The sequence below is a fragment of the Paenibacillus sp. 2KB_20 genome (assembly GCF_052115765.1).
In the GTDB taxonomy this organism is placed as follows: Bacteria; Bacillota; Bacilli; order Paenibacillales; family Paenibacillaceae; genus Paenibacillus_AQ.
Genome location: NZ_JBFRHH010000002.1, coordinates 372,776 through 393,672, shown reverse-complemented (window position 1 = coordinate 393,672; position 20,897 = coordinate 372,776). Strand labels below are relative to the sequence as shown.

The following is a 20,897-nucleotide window of genomic DNA, read 5'->3' as shown; positions in this document are numbered from 1 at the left end:
TTACGGAAATCTTGGCATATGGGGTAGAGTAGAGAATAACGTCTTCATGATGTCACAGGTGGTATATCCCGTTTGTCTTATAAGTGGTGTAGCTTTCATGCTAGAGAATATACAGAATAAGAAGGTGTGCCTGATGTTATTGGAGCAAATCTATACCGAATACAAGCCGATGATGTTCGGCCTGGCCTATCGGATGCTGGGGAGTGTGGCGGATGCGGAGGACATTGTGCAGGATGTTTTTTCCCAATTCGTGCAGATGGATCGGGGAGAAGTACTGAACGAGAAGGCATATTTGGCCAAAATGACAACGAATCGCTGCATCAACCTGTTGAAATCGTCCAGACGCCAGCGCGAAACGTATACCGGTCCCTGGCTCCCGGAGCCGATGCCGGACTATGACATGCTGACGCGGTCCGATCCTGCGGAGCGCCGTGAAACGATAGGTTATGCCTATCTGGTGCTGCTTCAACGGTTAACGCCACTGGAACGTGCCATTTATATCGCCAAGGATACGCTGGGTCTTGAATACCCGATCATAGCGGAGATGCTTGGAAAAACGGAGATCAGCTGCCGGAAGACCTTCAGTCGTGCCAAGCGGAAAATGGGGCAGGTCACGGAGAGGCCTAAGGGAGAAAACGCCCGGACGGAAACACAGGAACGCTTCGTTGAAGCATTCCTGCGGGCGTCCGATATGGGGAATTTCAAGCCGCTGCTGTCATTTCTGAAGGAAGAGGTTACGCTGCTATCGGATGGGGGCGGCAAAGCGAGGGCAGCCATCAATCCGATATTAGGCGTAGAAAGGGTACGTGCTTTCTTTGAGGGGTTATCTGCCAAAGGCTCGTTTCGGGAAGGGTTTGAACCTGTCACCGTAAACGGAGAGCCCTGCTTATTGCTAAAGCGGGACGGCCGGGTCTCCATGGTGCTGACGGTAGAGTGGGAACCCGACTTATCCCGCATCAGCCAGGTTTTTCTTGTGGTGAATCCGGATAAATTGCAGCTGTTTAATCAAAACAGCCCGGGAACAGACCTGTAGCGACACCGATCCGGTTCCAGGCATTAATCGTTGTGATCGCCATGACCAGGTCGACGAATTGCTTCTCGTCAAAATGCTTGCGCACGCGTTCGTATACCTCGGCCGGAACGCCGGCCTCGGACAGCTTGGTCACGCACTCCGTCAATTCGATGACGGCCCGTTCCTCGTCGGAATATATCGGGACTTCCCGCCACATCGGCAGAAGGAGGAGGCGGTCCACGCTTTCGCCCATGGAGAGCAGATCCTTGGAATGCATATCCACGCAGAAGGAGCAGCCGTTGATCTGGGATGCCCGGAGCTTAATGATCTCGTACAGCTTGTGATCGAGGCCGCTTTTTTGGGCCGCTTGCTCCAGGGCAAGCAGGGTTTTGAAGGCTTCGGGATTGGCCGATCGGTAATTCATTCGCAGTTCCATATTCAGTTCCCCTTTTTGGTATGATTTTTGATGTTCACCCATATGACAGTTGGCCGTTCAGAATTGTGACATGTCCAACGGAAAAAAGAAAGAAACCCTTCAAAGGTGGAGAACGAAAGACCGAAAAAGATGGGCGCTTCTTGGCAGAAGCGCCGTTCCGGGCAGCATTCATGTTCATCCAGAGGGTTTCTTTGTCGTTTATAACGTTGTATATGTTATTTTCCGGCCTTAAGCTGGACGCGCAGGACATCGTCTCGCTTATGAGTGGCATACTTCGAAATATACACCTCAAGCTCGGTCTTGTCGAAATTCTCATACACGTCCATATGTTTATTGTTGTCATCGCCGAACAGGCTGGTCATGGCTGGCATTCCATAGTTCCGGTCGTTGCCGTCAAGATAATAGGTTTGGTTAACGCCTCCGAACGCCGGATCTGCGCTGGAGGATTCCACATAGAGGTTATTCTCCTTCATGTAATAGATCCATGTGATCTGATAACCCGCAATGCTGGTCGTTATGGTCTGATGCTTAGCCGAAATATCGGTCAAGTGGATCGGACTCTTGTCTCCATCATATGCATCGACGCGGTGCTTGGCGATCAGGGACACAGGCTGGTTCGCCAGGGAGGCCGCATTCAGTCCGGTCATTTCAAATCGCAGCTCCGTTTTATTGTGTTGTCCCTGAACAGACCATATATTTCCGTTCAATAGCGTTCCGCCTATATCCAGTTGGTATTCCATGTAAGGAACCTGCGTGTATTTTTCTTCATGGGTCAGGATCAACCGGACTTGGGTTGGCGTAACGATCATTTCATGGATCTTCGTTCCGCCAGGGACTTGATCTACAGGGATATTCAGCGTTTCCTTAAACGTTCCATTATCCATTTGTTTCTTGGACAGGGCCATATCTAAGCTCCAAGTACCCTCTGCGGACTCAAGTGTGCGATCATAAGCAAGCTGGAAAGCAGTACCTTCTGCAAGCAAATGGTCGGACTCGAATATTTGCTGATTTACAAATTCTCCAGCTGCACCCGGGGTTCCATTAAAGGAAGGCTCGGTTTCCTTGATAATCTCACTCTTGTCATTGATGGCCTCTACTCGCACCCAGCCTCTACTGCTCATCTCGGGATCCGTATACGTAATGGCCGTTCGAAGCAGGACATTTCCATCGGATTGATCGAATGACTGCAGGCTCACGCTGTCAATGCCATCTTTCTGGATAGGGAATACCTGTGTATTGGAGTTACTAGGGTCGTAGTTGATGGACTGTTTTCCATCACCGGTAAAATGGATATTCTCCATGGCAAACTCAATATCCGCCATCTGGCCGTCAGCGACCCAATCGGTCTCAAAATAACCTTGGAATACGCCTAGCTCCTCATTCCATTGATGGGAGTAACGGCCCTCGATGGATTGGCCCTCCTTATCTTTAAGCCCAATATGATCAAAGGCTAATTGCTCACCAGCCCGTGAGCCGGGATTCAAACTATAGAGCAGGAATGTCCGGTTCTCATCGATAAACGCCGTGTGCACCGTTAAGGTGATGCCATCCTTTGTAACCGATTGCTCAATCGTCTGGCCAAGCCCCTGCTCTAGTGCGGTCTGGATACCGGCCCTGTAAGATAGAAGATTGGACCAATCATAGTTCAGGGCTGCATAGACTGGTGTAGCCATCAAGGCGACGGATAGCCCCGTGATGATTGCAATACGTTTTCGTTTTCGCTGACGAAGCGGAACCGATTCCCCCCCGGCCACCTTCATTTCGTTCTGCTCGATACTGCTCCACATCCGATCAAAATCCGGATAAGACACGTTATTCGCCTCTTTCATCTGGTTTTTCAGATTGTTCTCAAAACGATCCAAATTGGTTCTCTCCCTTCAGCCAAAAGCCGTTATGGTGTTCAAGCTTTTTGCGCATGATTTTCAATGCTTTGTGAAGCCTTGATTTAACCGTCCCGACTGGAATCTTCAACGTTTCGGCGATTTCTGCCATCGACAGCTCACCGATATAGCGGAGCGTGACAACGGCCATTAGCTTATCCGGAAGCTGCCGCAGCAATTTCTCCCATTCCGCCGCCGCTGCTTTTTCCAATACGATGGTGTCCACGGATTTAACCGATGCCGTGGTCTGCTCGTGGAGCCACTCGACCTGGCTTTGCTTGTCACGCTGGGTCTGATTCCTTCTAAGCAAGTTCAGGCAATGATTCATCGCGATGCGCATGATCCAGGCCCGTGTATGCTCAACACTTCTCCAATCCTGACGAAATACGGTGACAAAAACGTCGTGGCAGAGATCTTCCGCATCTTGCGCGTTACGCAGCATGTAGTAACAGGTGCGGTATACATCCTTGTTATAAGAATCGAACAACTCGCGTTCCGTCAATCCAAGGCACTCCTTTCTTCGCGTTATGTCTAATAAACAAATGACCCCTAGAAAGGGTTCATCTTTTTTTTGGCTGCCGTAATGCAGCGAAGGTTTGAGTCCGTCTCCGTAACTGTTAATTGATTTCATTCTAACAAAAAAGAACATCTGCCCCACGATATAAAAAGAAGGGCATATGTTCTATGGATATCTGTAAGTTTAGAAGCCGCTGACAGGCTCGTTAGAACCATCGATTAAGCATATTACAGAGGGTTATCACTGGATCGCTGGCGGTTTAAGCTATGCGGAACCAGCTGATTTGCACTTCGCCTTTAATGATAAGGAAGACGTCGGCTCGTCCAGTTAATCCTGTCAGTTGAGCTTGAACCGTAGTCCAGGCTTGGCGTCCGCCGGTCGGCAGAATCTTGCAGCTTCCAGCTGCAGGACCATCCGGGCTGCCGGTCGTAATGACGATTTCGCCGCCCTTGATATGCCCGCTCACCCTGGCCTCGAACATTGCCGGGGAATCACCGAGATCCGTTTCATGGAAAGCGATCCATCCCGTCTCGTCGGTTAAACGAATGCTTTCGCCGCCTTCACGGCATTCATCCAGGAAGACACCCTGGTAGTCGTCATAATTCACCGCTCGAACAGGCTCTCGCAGAGTGCGTGGAGGGATCGTCTCACCTTGGACTTGAAGGACTGCGGTTTCCGGCAATTGGCTGGAGGACGAACCAGCCATGAGCGTATAGCTCCCCTTTTCCACGCAGTAGCGATCCCGGGTGACATCCCAGAACGCCAGATCCTCCGCTTTGAGCTCAAAGCTTACCGTTTTCGAAGCTCCCGGGGACAGATGGATGCGACGGAAGCCTTTCAACGTTTTGGAAGGGCGAATGATGCGGGAGGAATCAGCCTTCACATACAGCTGAACCACCTCATCTCCGGCCAACGTGCCCTCATTCCTGACGGTAACGTTGACAGTTACGCTACCATCGGCGGTAATTTCCGACTGGCTTAGCGACAGACCACGGTAATGGAAGCGGGAATAGCTGAGACCATGACCGAACGGATACAGCACATCCCCGTCGAAATATTGATAGGTCCGTTTCCCTTTGATAATGTCGTAATCCATAAGGTCTGGAAGCTGTTCGATTGACTTATACCACGTCATATTTAAGCGACCGCCCGGATTGTAATCTCCATACAGAACGTCGGCAACCGCATGACCCAGCTCCTGTCCGGCATGAGACGTAAAGAGGATGGATGGCACATGCTCCTGTTCCCAGTTCACGGCGAACGGATATCCGCCTACGATGACAACCACCGTATTGGGATTGGCTTCATAGACCGCCTGAATTAAGGCTTGCTGAGCAGGCGGGAGGGTGATGTCGGGACGGTCGATCGTTTCCTTGCCGTTAATGAACGGACTGTTTCCCACGAAGACTATGGCGGTTTCAGCCGATGCTGCTGCCGCGACGGCTTCAGCGATGCCGTCTTGAACCGTCTCGATGGCCATTGGCGTTCCCGCATCTTCGCTGCTGCCTACCACAAGCCGTCCGTGCTCATCCAGTAGGATCGGTTTGCCCTCCCAATTGTTCATTACAAAGCTTCCATCCGGTAACACCTCGAAGCTGAAAGCCTCTTTAACGAACCAGCCGCGAGCTTCGTCGGCCGTTGCTTGCAGTCCCGTCTCGGTTTCAGTTACGAATTTGCCGCTGCTGGCGAGCCGAAGCGTCACGGAGCCCCACCCCCAGTCGTTCCGCTCGAACACCGCCGCTCCGGAGGGCTCAGCCGTGCTTGCAAACAGCCCGCCATACTCTTCCGAAGATAAGGCGATATATTTGCCGCTAACAGCAGAACGAAGACGTACCTGGTCTAATCCCGTATGAATATGGACGCTGCGTTCCCCCATTTTCTCCTGCACGCCCTGAAGCGGCGTTATCTGGTATGGAGGCGTACCGCTGTACCAATCCGTAAATGCTTCGTTAGCCAGGGGACCGATGACAGCAGCGGACTTCAACTGATCACGCTTAAGGGGCAGTAATCCATCGTTTTTCAGGAGGACGATCGATTCCCGGGCGGCTCGAAGAGATAATTCGGCATGCTCGGGCGCGCAGAGCTTCGACTCCGGCACATGGCTGTAAGGATTCCGTTCTTCCGGATCGAATTCCCCTAGACGGAAGCGGACGCGGAAAGTATTGCGCAGGGCATGATCCAGATCCTGCTCCTCAAGCAATCCTTGCTCTAATGCGTCGCGAAGAGCACGGAAGGAGATGTCCTGATCATCGGTAATGCTGTCGATACCGGCTTTAACGGAGCCGGCAACGGCCTCTGCATAGGAGGATACATATTGATGGTCCATGACAGTGCCCAGAACGTCACCCGCGTCCCCTACCACGAATCCGTCCATGCCCCATTCCTGTTTGACGATGTCGTTCACTTCATGGTTCAGGTTGCACGGCGTGCCGTTGATGCCGTTATACGCGGTCATCATGGAACCGGCTTTCCCTTCCCGGAACGGTGCCTCGAAAGCCTTCAGATAATACTCGCGTTTGTTCCTCGGATCGATGCTTACTGAGGCGCTGCCGCGGTCAACTTCGTTGTTATTGCCGTAGAAGTGCTTCAGGGTAGCTACCGTTTTGTAGTAGAAGGGATGGTCTCCCTGCATGCCCTTCACAAGCCCGGTGGAGAGTTCCCCGGTCAGGTGCGGGTCTTCCCCGTAGGCTTCTTCCGTGCGTCCCCATCGTGGGTCGCGTTCCAGATCCACCGTGGGTGCCCAGATGGTCAGTCCGTTGATGGCCCGGTCGCGTTGGTAATAGACGCGGGCTTCGTCCGCGATGACCGATCCGATCTCCCGCATCAGCTCGGGATTCCAGGTACACGCAAGCCCGGTATTTTGCGGAAATACGGTCGCTTCGCCGAGCCATGCCACGCCGTGAGCACCTTCGGTGCCATGCTTATATTTTTGCACGCCGAGGCGGGGGATTTCCGCCTGGTATTGGCACATTAATTCGATTTTTTCGTTCAAGGTCAATCGGGATACAAGATCATTAACCCGTTCTTCCAGCGGAAGATCCGGATTCTGGAATGGATATTTCATGGAGCAAAACCTCATTTCTATGCATAGTTGGAATGGAAACGCTCTCAGTTATACATGTGATAAGTTCATGCTTCTCTTAAGCCAATTAGTCCAATTCCATCATAGCGCGCAAAGCGGAGCCGTAATACACCGAGAATTAGTGCAGTTTTCATGTGGAAATTTCGAATCCTTCAGGACAGCTGATTTGACGACCTCATCGCCTCCGCGCCTCATCTTGTAAACTGGTGGTGTTTGATGTTTTGTAAGGGCTCCAGGAAACTTGGGGAGGAATGGGCTGCCGGGGATCGTCCTGTCCTTTTGTAACCCAGTCATTAGATCAAGCGTTAGATTAATAATGAATGAAATAAATGGAGGAGACGAGAGAAAGGAGTGATTTTATTCCAAGAGCAAAGAAAATCATAATTGCAGTATTAGTGGTGCTCTTAGCAGCTACTATGGCGATTATTTATTATTCTGTTCGATTGCCTTCTACAAGCGTCATTGCCCATTCTACTAAAATAGAAAAGATCTCTTTTCTATACCTGAAAGGAACTAACGTGATACCTTACCTCATCGAATTCGAAGACCAAAATGAAGAGCTTAATCAATTGATGAGCATTTTAGACTCCGTTTCGTATACGAGATCGTCGAGATCGTTTTTTAGCAGAAACATAAGAAATGATGGGGGGCCAACGTTTGCATTCATTATTTTTTACCGTGATCGTGACGGAGAAATAGATGATTATTTTTTGGATATCAATCAAAAAGGTTATGTTCTAAGGGGAGGGAAGAAAATATATAAAATGGTTGATCGGGAAGAGGAGGTCTTTGATCAGCTTTCCAGATGGCTGTTTGAAAGAGCTGTTAGAATGCCAGTAACTTAAAAGCTGAAAGAAATGAACACGGAATAGAACGAAGGATTTATGAAACCTCTCCGATGAAAGGGATGCTTAAGCGCCTCCGTTTCTTCTTGAGAGGTTTCTGTTTTCTTTCGTCCGTTACATTCTGCAAATCTCTTTGGGGCAGTCCTCGCAGTGGCAAATATTCCGCAAATAGTCGGGATCATTCAGAACGATGCGTCCCCGTTCGGTAGAAATCACGCCTTGATCCTTAAGCTCGTTCAATATCCGGTTAACGCTTTCACGGGTGGAGCCAATCATCTCCGCCATTTCCAAATTCGTAATCCGCTTGCCAATGATAGATCGTCCATCCTTGATTGTCTCACTCGTTCCGTACATATTGTACAGTCGCAGCAGCAGTGAGCACAGAGCGCCAGATTTACCATGCAGCAGAAGGTCGCGTAATTTGCTCTGCGCGGTGCGCTGCATGAGTGCCATCCAGCCCATATATTCCACGGCAAAGTCCCCGTTGGTGCGGATGACTTTATCCAGTTCGGCCTGTGGCACAATTCCGACCTCACTATCCTCCAAGGCTTTGGCTTCGAATTGATGAACAGCTCGTCCGAACGGATCGGGTTCACCGAACAGATCGCCGGGGATGTGAAGCGATAAGGTGGCCGACAATCCGTCTTCCAGCAGCTTGGATACCTTTAAGCTTCCACGGTTTACAAAGTACAGCCGATCCGCAGGATCATTCTCCTGGTATAGATAATCGCCGGCAAACAAACGGACAGGCTCAGCCATCTCCCTGATCAGAGCGAGATGCGGTTGTGAATAGACAGAGGAAGTACCCGCTGGAAACAACCCTCCATTCCATGTTTCGGACCTTGCAGCTCGATTCTGTTTCATACGATCTTCTCCTTCCATAAGTTTATTCGGCAAGCTGATAATCGTCATTGGTCAGCTTAAATGCATGGGTCAGACCTGAGGTGAGATAGATTTGATGATCGGTGGTGACAAAAATGGCTTCGGCATCGTCGCGGCTCTCGACGAACTGCCGTCCTTCCGTTAGTCCAAGCGAGAAGACGGAAGTTGACATGGCGTCGGCGTCCATGGACGTGTCGGTCACAATCGTTACGCTGAGCAGGTCATTATCGACCGGATAACCAGTGAAGGGGCTCAGAATATGGTGATACACCTTCCCTTCTGCTTCGAAGAAGCGCTCGTACACGCCGGAGGTTACGATTGTCTTATTGACGACCTTCAGTGTTCCCAGATGCCGCCCACGCTTTTCTCCGGGATCCTGGATGCCGATATTCCACGGTGAACCGTTGGGTTTCGAGCCCATGGCAAGGATATTGCCCCCAAGATCGATGATGGCCGAATGAAAATCCTGCTGCTGCAAATAATCCGCGATGACGTCCGCTGCATATCCTTTGGCGATGGCCCCCAGATCCAGCGACATTCCTTCTTTCTTCAGCAGAATGGCATGGGATGCAGGATTCAAAATGACATCCTTGTAGTTCATTCGCTTCATGGCAGCATCCAGCTCATCCTCTTCCGGCACAGCGGGGTGTTCACCGCCAATGCCCCAGAGGTCTACAAGCGGGCCTACGGTCGGTTCGAAATGTCCGCCGGAAGCCGCCGCATAATCGATGGCGGTTTGGACAACCTTGAAGGTTTCCTCGGATACGCTCACTTCGGACTTGCCCGCCGCTTGATTGACCCGATCAATCTCGCTGTCCGCCAGTTGCCGGTTCATGCGTTGGTCGATCCGATCCAGCAGTGCGCCTACCTCATCGAAATGCTGGGACGTCATCCGTTCATCGTAAACGCGGAGACTTACAATGGTATCGAATATAAAGTAACGTTCGGTTGCCGGTTCGTTGCTGGCGGCTACCTTCTGATCTGCTGTGGTTGTGCAGCCAATCGATCCCGTCATCAACAGGGTGAGCATGATCAACAGGCTGCTGTAGGAAAGAAGCTTCCTATACATGACAGTGCCTCCTCTTTTCAGTTCTGGTGCTGTTCTCAATCGAGTTCCGATGATCTCAGCGTATCAGACCCTTCCCTTGCTGAATGTGAGAAAAATCATTTCTGGCACTTGGTGCAGCCCTGATAATGAAGATAAGCAAAGCGAAGTGGAGAGATGCTGATGAAACGCGGAGATATTGGAATAGCGCTCGTGCTGATAGTGGTTGTCGCCTGGTTTGGAATATCCAAGTTTATGGGAGAAGACGGAGCGGCGCAGGGAAACTATGCCATGATCGAGGTGAATGGAAAGCATTATGATACGGTGGCGCTTACGGAAGAGCCCCGAGATATAGAAATCCGGACAGAACGGGGATATAACCTCTTGAGGGTCTCCCGCGAGGGGATCGAGATGGTGGAGTCGGATTGTCCGGATCAGCTCTGCATTGGGTTCGGTCACGTTCACGATGTTCATGGCACCATAGTATGTTTGCCCAATCGGGTGTTTGTAGAAGTGACTGGAGATCAAGTTGAAGGAAGTGAGCCGGATGCCGTTGTCTCCTGATCCCCATGCACTCCGCAAGCTGGTCGTAATCGCCATCTGCGCTTCCTTATCGGTGGTGCTTGGCATTGTGGAAGCCCTGATTCCATTTGCGGTCACGATACCCGGTGCCAAGCTGGGACTTGGCAATATTTTGGTGCTGACCTGTCTAGTCTGCCTAGGGGGCAGAGATGCCCTGTGGCTTATTGTTTTAAAGACATTGCTGACTGCCTTTATACTGGGAAGCTTTTCGACCTTTCTGTTCAGTATGTTCGGCGCGCTGGCGAGTTTTTTGGTGATGTATGTCATGCTTAGGCTCGGGGGCCATAATTTCAGTTTAACCGGCGTGAGCATCGCAGGTGGCATTGCTCATAATATTGGCCAATTAACGGCAGCTTCGCTGGTATTGGGAACAACCAAAATTTATTATTACTTGCCATTTTTGCTCGGGGCGGGTGTCGTGACGGGGATCTTTGTGGGATGGGCTGCAAAACATCTGATCGAATCCCTGCGACGTATCGATCCGTTTGGCATGTTTCACACGGAAAGTTAAGGAGGAGGCGTTAGGCATGGTGGACATAACCGATAAGTCAGAGCACGCGGTCCAACTCAAGCATGTATATTACGGACAGGGCTGTACGAACGTGCTCAAAGACGTCTCGCTGGCGATCCCCCATGGGCAATGGGTATGCATCGCCGGAAGGAACGGGGCAGGCAAGTCCACGCTGATTCGCCTGTTAAACGGACTTCTCCTCATGAGTCGGGGACGGATTCTTATTGATGGGCTGGAATTGAACGGCCGTACGTTGGGTGAAATTCGCCGTCATATTGGCATGGTGTTTGCCAATCCTGACGATCAGTTTGTTGGCCTTACCGTAGAGGATGATATTGCGTTTGGCCTGGAAAATCTGTGTCTGAGCCGGGAAGAGATGCTGCAGCGGATTCGGACCTATGCGGAGCGGCTGGATATCGTCCATCTGCTCCACCGCCATCCGGCTACTTTGTCCGGTGGACAGAAGCAGCGCGCTGCCATTGCTGCCGTGCTGGCGATGGAGCCTTCTATCATTGTCTTGGACGAGGCAGCTTCCATGCTGGATGAGAAGGCTAAGAATGAGCTGCTGGGTTTCATGCGAACCATGCATGCCGAAGGCCGATATACCATCATCTCCATCACCCATGACGTAGAGGAGATGGCCGAAGCAGACCGGATGATCGTGTTGGATGGCGGAATGGTCACGGCAGACGGAAGTCCAAGGGAGCTGCTGCTGCAGGAAGAGCTGCTCCAGCGTTGCAGGCTAAAGGTTCCTTTTGCCCTCCAGCTATGCAGGGAGCTGAAGGCGCGGGGGATTGATATCGGTGAGCTGGTTAGGGAGAAGGAGGTGCTGGAGGCGTTATGGTCATATCATTCGAAGAGGTTTCTTACCGCTACCGGGACCGGGGGATGAACCCTATTCTTGGACTCGACGGTCTTAATCTGGAGCTGGAGGAAGGCGGAATGATTGCCGTCCTCGGTGCGCCGGGTTCGGGAAAATCAACGCTTCTCCAGCATATGAACGGATTGATACGGGCAGATGAGGGCTTGATTCGCATATTGGATTTCCGCCTTGAATCGGGTGACAGCAAGAAAGTCCCTGCCGGTCTGCGGCAGCGCGTCGGCCTGGTGTTCCAATACCCGGAGCAGCAGTTGTTTGAAGAGACGGTGGAGAAAGATCTGCTGTTCGGGCCGCTTAACTTCGGGCGGAGTCCAGCCGAAGCTGCCGAGGCGGTCCGCAGAGCGGCTTCCTTCGTCGGATTAGACGAGGAGCTGCTGGCGCAGAGTCCATTCAAGTTAAGCTCGGGCCAGATGCGAAAAGCGGCCGTGGCTGCCGTATTGGCGGCTGACCCCGACATTTTGGCTTTGGATGAGCCTACGGCCTCCCTCGACCCTGCCAGCCGTGAGGATTTGATGGGGCGGCTGCATGGATTAACGAGGACCCAAGGCAAGACGGTTCTCATCGTCACCCACCGGCTGGAAGAAGTCGTGGCCTACGCGGACGAGTTCGTTGTAATTAAAGATGGCAGCGTCGTATTTCAAGGAACTGCCAAAGAGTTGGTACACCGGCAGGAGGTGCTGGAGCAGGCGGGACTGATGGCTCCGTCGTCCGTGCGGATGGCGGGCAAGTTGGCAGCTCAGCTTGGAGTACAGCCTCCGGAGATGCCACCGGATGCGGCGGCGCTGGCGGATTGGTACGCAAGCCAGCTTGAAATATAGGGCAGGGCGAAACAGAGGCGAAAGGAGGAAGCATGGATGAAGCGAAAAATTATCCTGGGCCGATATATGGAAGGTGATTCATGGGTTCACCGTCTGGATCCGCGTGCCAAGACGGCTGCCATGCCGCTCTTTATGGTAGCCGTGTTCCTGGTAGACGGATATATGGGGGTGCTCGCGCTGCTGCTGTTCACTGCGGCGGTGATCCGGGCTACGAGAATCCCGTACCGTTATTTCATTAGAGCCATGAAGCCGCTGATGTTCCTAATATTGTTCATCCTGGTATTTCATCTTCTCTATGACGCGGGAGGCGGGAAACTGCTAGATGTGGGCGCGTTCAAGGTGTATACCGGCGGATTGGAAAAAGGCATCGTGTCCGCATCACGGATGGCGCTCTTCATCATGTTGGCGGCGGTGCTGACCTTCACGACCCAGCCAGAGCAGCTGGCCCAGGGGCTCGGCAGCCTTCTGCGGCCCCTGACCTATATCGGCGTGCCGACCGATCGGCTGGTGCTGATGCTCGGCATTGCCCTCCGGTTTATTCCGACCATTTTCGAAGAAGCGGAGCGGCTGTGGAAGGCACAGCAGTCCAGGGGACTGGACCTGTCGTCGCGGTCGCTGAAGGAGAAGGCGCGGCTGATTATTGCCCTGCTGGTGCCTGTTACGACGGGCGCGTTCCGGCGCGCCATCGGGCTTGCCGATTCCATGGAAGCCAGAGGCTACCGGCTGGGTGCGCCGCGAAGCAGATTCAGGGCCTCTGTATGGAAGCGGGCAGACACGCTGTTTGTTGCATTGTTCCTGCTTCCTGTGGCCGCAGCCGCGCTGCTGTAGTTTGGGGCTTGAAGGAAAGAAAACCGCAGTCAATCTTTACGGACTGACTGCGGTTATTTTACTCGAATTTTATAGGGAACGCCTCACAAACACTCGTGGACGAGTTGCTGCAGCTTGTTGGCTCTGATTCGTTTCCAATGTCTGTTAATAGTTTTGAGAATTCACCCAGATAGGGCTGCAAGACATGTTTATTGTTATTGATTTTCCCTTGAACGATCCCAGCAAACCGTCCATTCTCCGTCATGTCTTTTGCGGTAACGAATTTTCCGTTCTTGTAATTCTCTACTCTATAGTATTCTTCATCCTCGAAACGTTGATTCACTCCAGTATAGAGCTCCATCATCTCATAGTTATCCATGCGATATACGCCTTCGCTGATGGAACTACCGTGATCCTCCATCGCGCTTGCATATGCGAACCCTTTGTAGCCGGGTTTAGACTTTTCCCTTTTGTAATAAATCAGGTGTTGAATGTGGCCGTGAGCCAATTTGGAATGCATCAGTTCATTCGCCTGCTCTCGATCCGATACGGAAAAAGCCAAGAAGGTGTTCCCATCCCGATATTCAAACCAAAGGGAGTCCAGGGATTGCATCACGGCATGACCCGACAGCAAGTCATGATCCTTGAAAATGCCCTTCGAGATTACATAAAATTCAAGATCAGGGTTACTCTCCTTGCGAACTCCACTTCCATCGGGTCGGTCGTTCTTCCATTTACCTTCGTATATGATTCTCATGTCCTCGGGAAGCCTGTCCGATATGTATTTGCCTGTGCCGGATCTTTGTCCATTGTACCAATCGCCGCTGTACACATCACTCTTCGATTAGTCTCCTCTACATTTGAATCTTGTCGCTGATCCGTATCTTTATGTATATCATCCACGGATGATTTACCCAGTCAAATCATAGATGAGAATCATGTCAAACATAAAGTTATAATATGGCAATTGAATATGTGAATTGGATATTTGGCCTATCTTTTTTTGTAGGTTTCACAATACAGCTTGTAGAGAATGAAACTATAAGAAAACACCGTTGCCGTGAAGGAACGATGTTTTCTGTCATCCGCATTAATGCATCGGCATCGGCGTATTCGTCGGCTCGATCCCCTGGTAGGCCTGATCCACGGACTGCCGGATTCCCTTCATGCTGGACATATGCGAAAGAGGCGTATCGGGATTCAGCAGGTAGTCGCTTTTTCTGTCAGATCGGCCTGCAAGCTTTTCCGCATACAGGACATGTTCTGCAATATCCTTTCATAATCGAACAGGGATGCATCCATCATGGATGCATCCCTGTTCATTTTGAGTATATGGATTCATGTCTTTAGGGCAGAAAATAATGGAGCAGGATCTGCAAATCATGCTGGGCCGGATGATCCGTAAAGTCGCCGATCATTCGCTGAGCCTGTTCCGCATACGATCGGGCAAGCGCCTCGCTTTGCTCAATGGCGCTGCTAGCGGCAATGCGGTGGATGACTTCATCCATGTCAGCCGCCACAGAGTGGGGGCCAAGCTGTCTGATTCCAGGTGCAAGGGCTGGATCGTTGAGGGCGTAAATCACCGGCAGCGTGATGTTGCCGTTTCGCAGGTCTGCGCCAGCCGGCTTGCCGATGGCCTCCTTGGGCTTCGTGAAATCGAGCAGGTCATCCCGGATTTGAAATGCCATGCCGAGCGACTCCCCGAATTGAAACAGCCGTTCAGCGGTTCTCGCATCCGCTTTGGCTGCTTCCGCGCCCGCTTTCAGGCAGTGGGCCATCAGCAGGGCGGTTTTGCAGCGCGTTTTCTCTAAATACTGCTCCAGCGTCAGTTCATAGTTAAAGCGGTGGTGCAGCTGATCGTATTCTCCCATACAGAGCTCGGTTACCAGAGCCGAAAGTTCGGCTAACCGGTAAGCATCCTCCTCGGAGACGCCATCACTACTCCTGTCTGACTCGTCATTCGGATTACCTGCGGCCCATTCGATGGCACGGGCAATCATGTAATTGCCGATATGCACGGCCGTCTGGACATCCGTGGTTTCATGCAGGGTCGGTAGCCCTCGCCGCATATCGGATTGATCGATGATGTCATCGTGTACCAGCGAGGCCATGTGTAAATATTCAAGCAGCACGGCGGTTTTCATTACGGCTGGATCATGCCCGCTTTCCCCGAAACGGCTGCCGAGCACGACCATGAGCGGACGCAGCCGCTTGCCGCCGGCGTCAATGAGATCTATGACGCTGCTCAGCACAACAGAGGGAGGAGTGAGGTCACGGTCTGAGGTGACCACCTCCCGGAGCAGGTTGTCGAAGGAAGCGAGATCCACTCCCATTTGGTTATGAATGTTCATTTGCATCATCGCTCCTTTCCCAGATGGCTCCTTACGCGCTCCGTTGCTCCAGATAGCTGCGGATTTCGCGCTTCAGCTCTTTAAGCAGGATTTCGGGTGAAACGTTCTTCATTAGATTCAGCTGCATGCGTTTATGAAAGGGGAGAAGCCGGGACAGCAGCTTCCACTCCTTCCGTTTGACGGCAATCCGGTACATAAGCCCGGTTAAATAATCGCCGTCCAGCAGCATGCGCGTCAATCTCTCGTTGTCCTGTGCCTGCAGCTTGCCGTGCTTGCTTAGAGCGGAATGAATCAGGATGCAGCATGCCAGCACCGTCATTTTCCGGGAATAGGCCAGTTCATAAGCGTTGAGCATATCGGCAATGTCCCTCACCGGCCTGTTATCCATCTCCATCCAATCGATATCCGTTCCGGAATCGATATGCGACCGAAGCAGGTCGATCGTATCCTGTAATAGCTTCATATCCATCGTTATTGACTCCTTCCGGAAGGCTCGTGTTGATTAAGAGTGTGAATGACGGCAGAACGGCCTATGAACCGAATCGGCAAGCATGATAAGACAAGCCGATTCTCTCGAATGGTGAAGGATTAGTCCGTATACACGTACCATCGCCTTACGATCGGAATTCGTTTCCATACCTTCTTCAGCCAAGGATATACATAGTAGTCAAGTCCGAACGTGCTGCCCGATCCGCCGATTAAGGCGATCCCAGCTGCCAGATACCACAGCATTTCGTTAGGTGCCATACCTGATACCCAAACCATCGCGCCCATGGCAACGCTGGCTACGGCTGCAGGTGCCGTGAACAATCCGACGATCAGCAGGATGCCGACGATCAGCTCAGCCAGGACCATCGAGGTCTGAAACACATAGGCGAGCGAAGTATAGCCGCCGTCGCCGGTGTAAAACATCAGGTCCATCGACCAATCGACAATGGATTTCATGAAACCCGGAACCGGCAGGGCGGAGACCGCTTCTGCGGTATAAGCGGAGGCGGCGGAGACCGCATCAGCCGCTCCAGCTCCGGCTGCTCCGGCAGCATCGGCGCCGGCAGCAGACGCTGCGCTTACGCCATCGGCTGCTTTGGCAGGAATAAGGAACACCTTATTCGGATCCTCAATAATCTTGTGGATTTTATCCCATCCCTGAGAGAGCCACATCCATCCGGCAAAAATCCGCAGCGGAACGAGCCAGAAATTCGGAGACCGTTTGGCAAAATGTCCCCCCACGAAGCTGCGATTGTTCCGAACATGGAAGAATTCATGCAGCAGGTAATGGTATACCTTGTTGAAGCCGCAAACCTGGAACAGATAGAGCATATTGATCATATGTTTGACCAGCATAGCCATGAAGCCGCTGAGCCTGAACATGTGGCCAGGAACACCCACGTTAGCTACTCCGTAGCGGCTGCCGATACAGACCATCGTTCCGTGGAACGTCGGTTTGTAGGATTTCATCGGTTTGTTCAATAGTTCAGCCACAATGTTATGTGCGATGACTGGGGCTGCGAGTTCCGCATTTTCTACCATTTGAGGTACGGGTGCAGCCGCGCCCTCAGGAATGTAGAAAATATTGTCCCCGACGACATAAACGTTCGGATGGGCAGGAACTTGAAGCTTGTCGTTGGTCAAAATACGCTTGCGGCCTTTTTGCTCGACATCCATATTGCCAACTACGTCGGAACCCTCAACCCCCGCGGTCCAGATAACCGTACGGGATTTGATGTCATTGCCGCCGACGGTAACGCCATCCGGTTTAACTTCTGTAATCTTCGAGCCTGTGATGATATTGACATCCATTTTGCGCAGCCGTTTCTCGGCTTTGCGGATTAACGGTTCGGGCAGGATCGGCAGGATCTTGTCGACCATGTCGGCGACATGAAGTGTAACCTCGCTTGGATCGACGTAGAACTCTTTGCATAATTGTTGAGTGAATTCGGCCAGCTCGCCGATCATTTCGACCCCGGTGAATCCACCGCCGACCACGACAAAGGTCAGCATTTCTTTGCGGACCTGCGGGTCGCGCTCCAGTACTGCTTTTCGGAACATATTCAGGGTATGTTCCTTCAAGCGGACCGCATCATCATACGACCACAAGGTAAAGGCGTGTTGATCTGCGCCCGGTATGCCGAAGAAGGTCGGCTTGCTGCCTGTTCCGATGACCAGATAATCATAGTTATAGGTTTGTTTCTCTCCACGGAGCGTTTGACCGTCAAAGTCAATGCCGCCGATTTCATCCAGCACCACGTCTACATTGCGGAATCCGGAGAACACTTTTTTCAGATCGATTTTGATGGAATCTTCTTCGACCCGATTCGCGGCCACTTCATGCAGCTCGGTCAGCAGTGTATGATACGGCTTGCGGTCGATGAGTGTTATCCGCAAATCTTTCTGTTTGCGCAGTCGTTTAGCCAGCTTCTTGGCGGTAAGTATACCGCCATATCCGCCGCCCAGCACGATAATCTGTTTCATGCGAATCTCCCCTCAAGGAATAGTTGTCTTATATCTATCACACTTGTTCTTATTTGGCGCCTTCGAGCGCTTTCGTTGCCAGCTCTACCAATCCGTTGACGTGGATCGACACACCGGAGATGGCATCGGTTTTGCCGTCTTCAGCCGTTACGATTGCTTGCGGATCTTGCTTTTCAATCAAATACTGCTCGGCTTGATAAGCCTGTTCATGCCATTCGGATTGAGCTCCGCCGTTCTTCATGCCGTATTCACCGGATTTGGAACGGGTAACTTTATCGGTACCGCCATCTTTATGAATGCCGTTCCAGCTGACCGTGGCGATCTTTCCGTTAATAACGGTAACGTCGACGGTTTCTTTCCAGCCGGACTTAGCGTCGAAATCAGCCGCTTCTGCGTGATAGCTGCCGTCTTTGTATGGTCCTGCTTCAACAGGTCCCGCTGCCAGCGCTTTTGCTGCCAGTTCTGTAAATCCGTTGACATGGATCGATACCCCGGATACGGCATCCGTGCGGCCTTCGTCGTTCAAGGCCAAGCCTTCAACCGACTGCTGAGCCACCAGGTATTCCTCCATTTTAGCTGCCTGCTCATGCCATTCTGCTTGAGCGCCGCCTTTTTCCTTCATACCGTAGAAGCCTTTTTCGGAAAATGTCTTTTTGTCCAAGCCGCCGTCCTTATGAAGCCCGTTCCAGTTGGCGCTGACGATCTTGCCGCCTTCGACCTTAATCGCAACGAGTTCTTTCCAGCCGGAGTCTTCGGCAAACTCGCCTTCAGCGTAATATAAGCCGTCCTGCAGGGTTCCTTCTTGTGCAGGCTGTTCCGCATTACTTGTGTTATCCGTGTTTTGGCTCTCTGCTGGTTTGTCCGTATTAACCGGCTCATTGTCACCGTTGCCTCCGCAGCCGACAAGCAGCGCAAACATCAACATGACGGAGAGGGATAGAGAGAGTGTCCTTTTCATTCTGGTTTCCTCCTAATTTTGTGAATTACTTCACAAATATTGTTCTTGAGTTCATTTTATTCTTAAAAAGAATAGTTATCGGTGAAAAAAATCACAAATAGTGTCGGTGCTTCATGTTCGAGGTGATCCTGTTGATTTATATGAAGGATCATAGGTCAGATAATGCCTCGAATGTCATCCAGCGAATGGATGCCTTCGCTTTCCATCAATTCAATCAATTCTTCGGCCAGGGTATCACCGGCCCGCAAATTGATGAAATTGTAGGTCCCGATCTGTACAGCAGCGGCGCCTGCCATGATGAATTCGAGGATATCCTCGGCGCTGCTGATGCCGCCGATTCCAACGACCGGGATGGATACCGACCGTGCCACCTGATGGACCATGCGGAGCGCGATCGGTTTAATTGCCGGCCCGGACAGCCCGGCGTAGGCTCTGTCAAATACGCTTCGTCGCTCCCGTATATCAATCGCCATCGCTTGGATCGTATTGATGAGCGAAAGACCATCAGCGCCTTCAGCTTCACACATGCGGGCCATTTCCTTTAAATCCCTTGCACCGGGAGAGAGTTTAACAAGCAGAGGCAGCGTGGTCGCTTTCCGGACTGCGCGAACCACCTCTTGAGCCTGCTCATTCTCAACGCCGAAGGCCAGCCCGCCTTCCTTGATGTTGGGGCAGGAGATGTTGAGCTCAATCATGTCGACAGCTCGTTTGCCGGATGACCGTAACTTGAGGCTGGCTTCGGTAAGCAGCTCGGCGCCCTCCGTATATTCCCGTATGGTGCCGCCGCCAAGATTGACAATGACTGCAGCCCCGTGTGAGGTCATCTCGGATAATTCATGCTCCAGAAAAGCGTGGATCCCCGGATTCTCAAGGCCAATGCTGTTCATGATGCCGGATGGCGTTTCGTAAAGCCTTGTTCCAGAATTGCCGATTCGTGGAGTCAGGGTCAGTCCCTTGGAGACAATGCCTCCAAGCTTGCGAAGCGGATACAGATCCGCATACGGTTTGCCGAATCCGAACGTGCCCGATGCCGCCAAAATCGGATTCGCCAGCGGGACGCCCGCCAATTCACAATCGATGGAGATCATTCCAGTTCACCTCCTTCGCCGGAAATACGGGGCCGTCGGTGCATACCTTGCGGCTTGCGCCAGCGGAGGTTAACGTGCAGCTGTTGCATGCCCCGATGCCGCAGCCCATTCGCTTCTCGATGGAGACGTGAAGCTTGGCGTTAGTACTCTCCGTTTTTTGGGCCAGACTGTGCATCATGCCAACCGGTCCGCATGCGAATATCGTGTCATAGCGGCTTGGGTCCACTGCATCTACAATGGTTCCGCCGGATTTGACGGTGACATTGCGGCTGATCTCGTGGAATCCGGTGACTCCGAAAGGTACGCTGGTGTATCCCAGATATACGTTGGCCTCGGGTATTTCCTTAGCTGCCAGCAGCAGCGGGGCTACACCAATGCCGCCTCCTACCAGTGCCGTCCGGCCTTGGGGCTTGGGGAATCCTTGCCCGAAAGGTCCTTCCAGCTGAATCTTGTCACCCGCTTGAAGCGCCGACAGCAGCCATGTACCGGTTCCCTGCACGCGATATAAAAAGGAAACGGAGTCCTCCGTCAGGTTATGGACGCTGATCGGTCGTGACAGCACGGGATAGGTATCCCAGCAGCGAAGCATGAAGAACTGTCCCATTCGTGCCGAATAACTGCCTTGAACGGTAAGTCGATATATGCGATGGGCCAGTCTGACATTTTGAATAACAAGGGCCACGTTCTCATTCTCCTCCCTTGGCGTACTTTTTCCGCCCGCTATGTTCCTT

At 52.0% G+C, this 20,897-nt stretch carries 20 protein-coding genes; 7 read left to right on the top strand and 13 right to left on the bottom strand.

Annotated elements, in window-relative coordinates:
* Positions 1 to 133 precede the first annotated feature (133 nt).
* Positions 134 to 1,033: a sigma-70 family RNA polymerase sigma factor gene (locus AB4124_RS07605; protein ID WP_441972125.1), complete on the top strand. Its 900-nt coding sequence runs from the start codon at positions 134 to 136 to the stop codon at positions 1,031 to 1,033.
* Here AB4124_RS07605 and AB4124_RS07600 read toward each other — a convergent pair.
* The 4 genes from AB4124_RS07600 to AB4124_RS07585 form a co-directional block, all read right to left on the bottom strand.
* The gene (locus tag AB4124_RS07600) at positions 1,002 to 1,448 is read right to left on the bottom strand and encodes a carboxymuconolactone decarboxylase family protein (protein ID WP_009593821.1); all 447 of its coding nucleotides are present in this window, start codon (positions 1,446 to 1,448) and stop codon (positions 1,002 to 1,004) included. The two genes, AB4124_RS07605 and AB4124_RS07600, sit on opposite strands and share 32 nt — an antisense overlap.
* A 215-nt stretch (positions 1,449 to 1,663) precedes the next feature.
* Positions 1,664 to 3,310, bottom strand: a complete 1,647-nt coding sequence (locus AB4124_RS07595) for a DUF4179 domain-containing protein (RefSeq protein WP_441972123.1) — start codon at positions 3,308 to 3,310, stop codon at positions 1,664 to 1,666.
* Positions 3,297 to 3,830: an RNA polymerase sigma factor gene (locus AB4124_RS07590; protein ID WP_098741543.1), complete on the bottom strand. Its 534-nt coding sequence runs from the start codon at positions 3,828 to 3,830 to the stop codon at positions 3,297 to 3,299. The genes AB4124_RS07595 and AB4124_RS07590 overlap by 14 nt, the downstream gene beginning before the upstream one ends.
* Before the next feature lie 274 nt (positions 3,831 to 4,104).
* On the bottom strand, positions 4,105 to 6,909 hold the full coding sequence (locus AB4124_RS07585; RefSeq protein WP_441972121.1) for a glycoside hydrolase family 3 C-terminal domain-containing protein: 2,805 nt from the start codon (positions 6,907 to 6,909) through the stop codon (positions 4,105 to 4,107).
* A 347-nt stretch (positions 6,910 to 7,256) separates the two neighbouring features.
* Between AB4124_RS07585 and AB4124_RS07580 the strand changes: the two genes are divergently transcribed.
* Positions 7,257 to 7,772, top strand: a complete 516-nt coding sequence (locus tag AB4124_RS07580) for a hypothetical protein (protein WP_076322477.1) — start codon at positions 7,257 to 7,259, stop codon at positions 7,770 to 7,772.
* A 114-nt stretch (positions 7,773 to 7,886) separates the two neighbouring features.
* Here AB4124_RS07580 and AB4124_RS07575 read toward each other — a convergent pair whose 3' ends face one another.
* Both AB4124_RS07575 and AB4124_RS07570 read right to left on the bottom strand, forming a co-directional pair.
* Positions 7,887 to 8,636: a Crp/Fnr family transcriptional regulator gene (locus AB4124_RS07575; protein ID WP_441972119.1), complete on the bottom strand. Its 750-nt coding sequence runs from the start codon at positions 8,634 to 8,636 to the stop codon at positions 7,887 to 7,889.
* A gap of 22 nt (positions 8,637 to 8,658) precedes the next feature.
* Positions 8,659 to 9,723 carry an FAD:protein FMN transferase gene (locus AB4124_RS07570; protein WP_441972117.1) on the bottom strand — a complete coding sequence of 355 codons (1,065 nt, stop codon included), beginning with the start codon at positions 9,721 to 9,723 and terminating at the stop codon, positions 8,659 to 8,661.
* Between the two features lie 159 nt (positions 9,724 to 9,882).
* Here AB4124_RS07570 and AB4124_RS07565 point away from each other — a divergent pair, with 159 nt between their 5' ends.
* The 5 genes from AB4124_RS07565 to AB4124_RS07545 are packed head-to-tail and all read left to right on the top strand — an operon-like array spanning position 9,883 to position 13,318.
* Positions 9,883 to 10,263, top strand: a complete 381-nt coding sequence (locus AB4124_RS07565; RefSeq protein WP_076322474.1) for a NusG domain II-containing protein — start codon at positions 9,883 to 9,885, stop codon at positions 10,261 to 10,263.
* Complete coding sequence (locus AB4124_RS07560) at positions 10,247 to 10,792, top strand: Gx transporter family protein (RefSeq protein ID WP_098741549.1); 546 nt, start codon at positions 10,247 to 10,249, stop codon at positions 10,790 to 10,792. The genes AB4124_RS07565 and AB4124_RS07560 overlap by 17 nt, the downstream gene beginning before the upstream one ends.
* A gap of 16 nt (positions 10,793 to 10,808) precedes the next feature.
* Positions 10,809 to 11,684 (top strand): energy-coupling factor transporter ATPase, encoded by an 876-nt coding sequence (locus tag AB4124_RS07555; RefSeq protein ID WP_076322472.1) that lies wholly within the window; start codon positions 10,809 to 10,811, stop codon positions 11,682 to 11,684.
* A complete protein-coding gene (locus AB4124_RS07550; protein ID WP_441972114.1) occupies positions 11,633 to 12,490 on the top strand; it encodes an ATP-binding cassette domain-containing protein in 858 nt (285 codons plus the stop codon). Before AB4124_RS07555 ends, AB4124_RS07550 begins: the two co-directional genes overlap by 52 nt.
* 36 nt (positions 12,491 to 12,526) lie before the next feature.
* Positions 12,527 to 13,318, top strand: coding sequence for an energy-coupling factor transporter transmembrane component T family protein (locus AB4124_RS07545; RefSeq protein ID WP_076322470.1), 792 nt, complete (start codon positions 12,527 to 12,529; stop codon positions 13,316 to 13,318).
* Positions 13,319 to 13,376: 58 nt separating this feature from the next.
* Here AB4124_RS07545 and AB4124_RS07540 read toward each other — a convergent pair whose 3' ends face one another.
* The 7 genes from AB4124_RS07540 to AB4124_RS07510 all read right to left on the bottom strand — a co-directional run bounded on the left by AB4124_RS07540 (position 13,377) and on the right by AB4124_RS07510 (position 20,848).
* Positions 13,377 to 14,054: a hypothetical protein gene (locus tag AB4124_RS07540; protein WP_441972492.1), complete on the bottom strand. Its 678-nt coding sequence runs from the start codon at positions 14,052 to 14,054 to the stop codon at positions 13,377 to 13,379.
* A gap of 589 nt (positions 14,055 to 14,643) precedes the next feature.
* Positions 14,644 to 15,648, bottom strand: coding sequence for a polyprenyl synthetase family protein (locus AB4124_RS07535; RefSeq protein WP_441972112.1), 1,005 nt, complete (start codon positions 15,646 to 15,648; stop codon positions 14,644 to 14,646).
* 31 nt (positions 15,649 to 15,679) lie between these two features.
* A complete protein-coding gene (locus AB4124_RS07530) occupies positions 15,680 to 16,117 on the bottom strand; it encodes a hypothetical protein (RefSeq protein WP_098741555.1) in 438 nt (145 codons plus the stop codon).
* 119 nt (positions 16,118 to 16,236) lie between these two features.
* The gene (locus AB4124_RS07525; RefSeq protein ID WP_076322467.1) at positions 16,237 to 18,120 is read right to left on the bottom strand and encodes an FAD-dependent oxidoreductase; all 1,884 of its coding nucleotides are present in this window, start codon (positions 18,118 to 18,120) and stop codon (positions 16,237 to 16,239) included.
* A 49-nt stretch (positions 18,121 to 18,169) separates the two neighbouring features.
* On the bottom strand, positions 18,170 to 19,078 hold the full coding sequence (locus AB4124_RS07520) for an FMN-binding protein (RefSeq protein ID WP_441972109.1): 909 nt from the start codon (positions 19,076 to 19,078) through the stop codon (positions 18,170 to 18,172).
* Positions 19,079 to 19,233: 155 nt separating this feature from the next.
* Positions 19,234 to 20,166 (bottom strand): dihydroorotate dehydrogenase, encoded by a 933-nt coding sequence (locus tag AB4124_RS07515; RefSeq protein WP_076322465.1) that lies wholly within the window; start codon positions 20,164 to 20,166, stop codon positions 19,234 to 19,236.
* The gene (locus AB4124_RS07510) at positions 20,147 to 20,848 is read right to left on the bottom strand and encodes a dihydroorotate dehydrogenase electron transfer subunit (RefSeq protein ID WP_430110335.1); all 702 of its coding nucleotides are present in this window, start codon (positions 20,846 to 20,848) and stop codon (positions 20,147 to 20,149) included. Before AB4124_RS07510 ends, AB4124_RS07515 begins: the two co-directional genes overlap by 20 nt.
* Between the last annotated feature and the right edge of the window lie 49 nt (positions 20,849 to 20,897).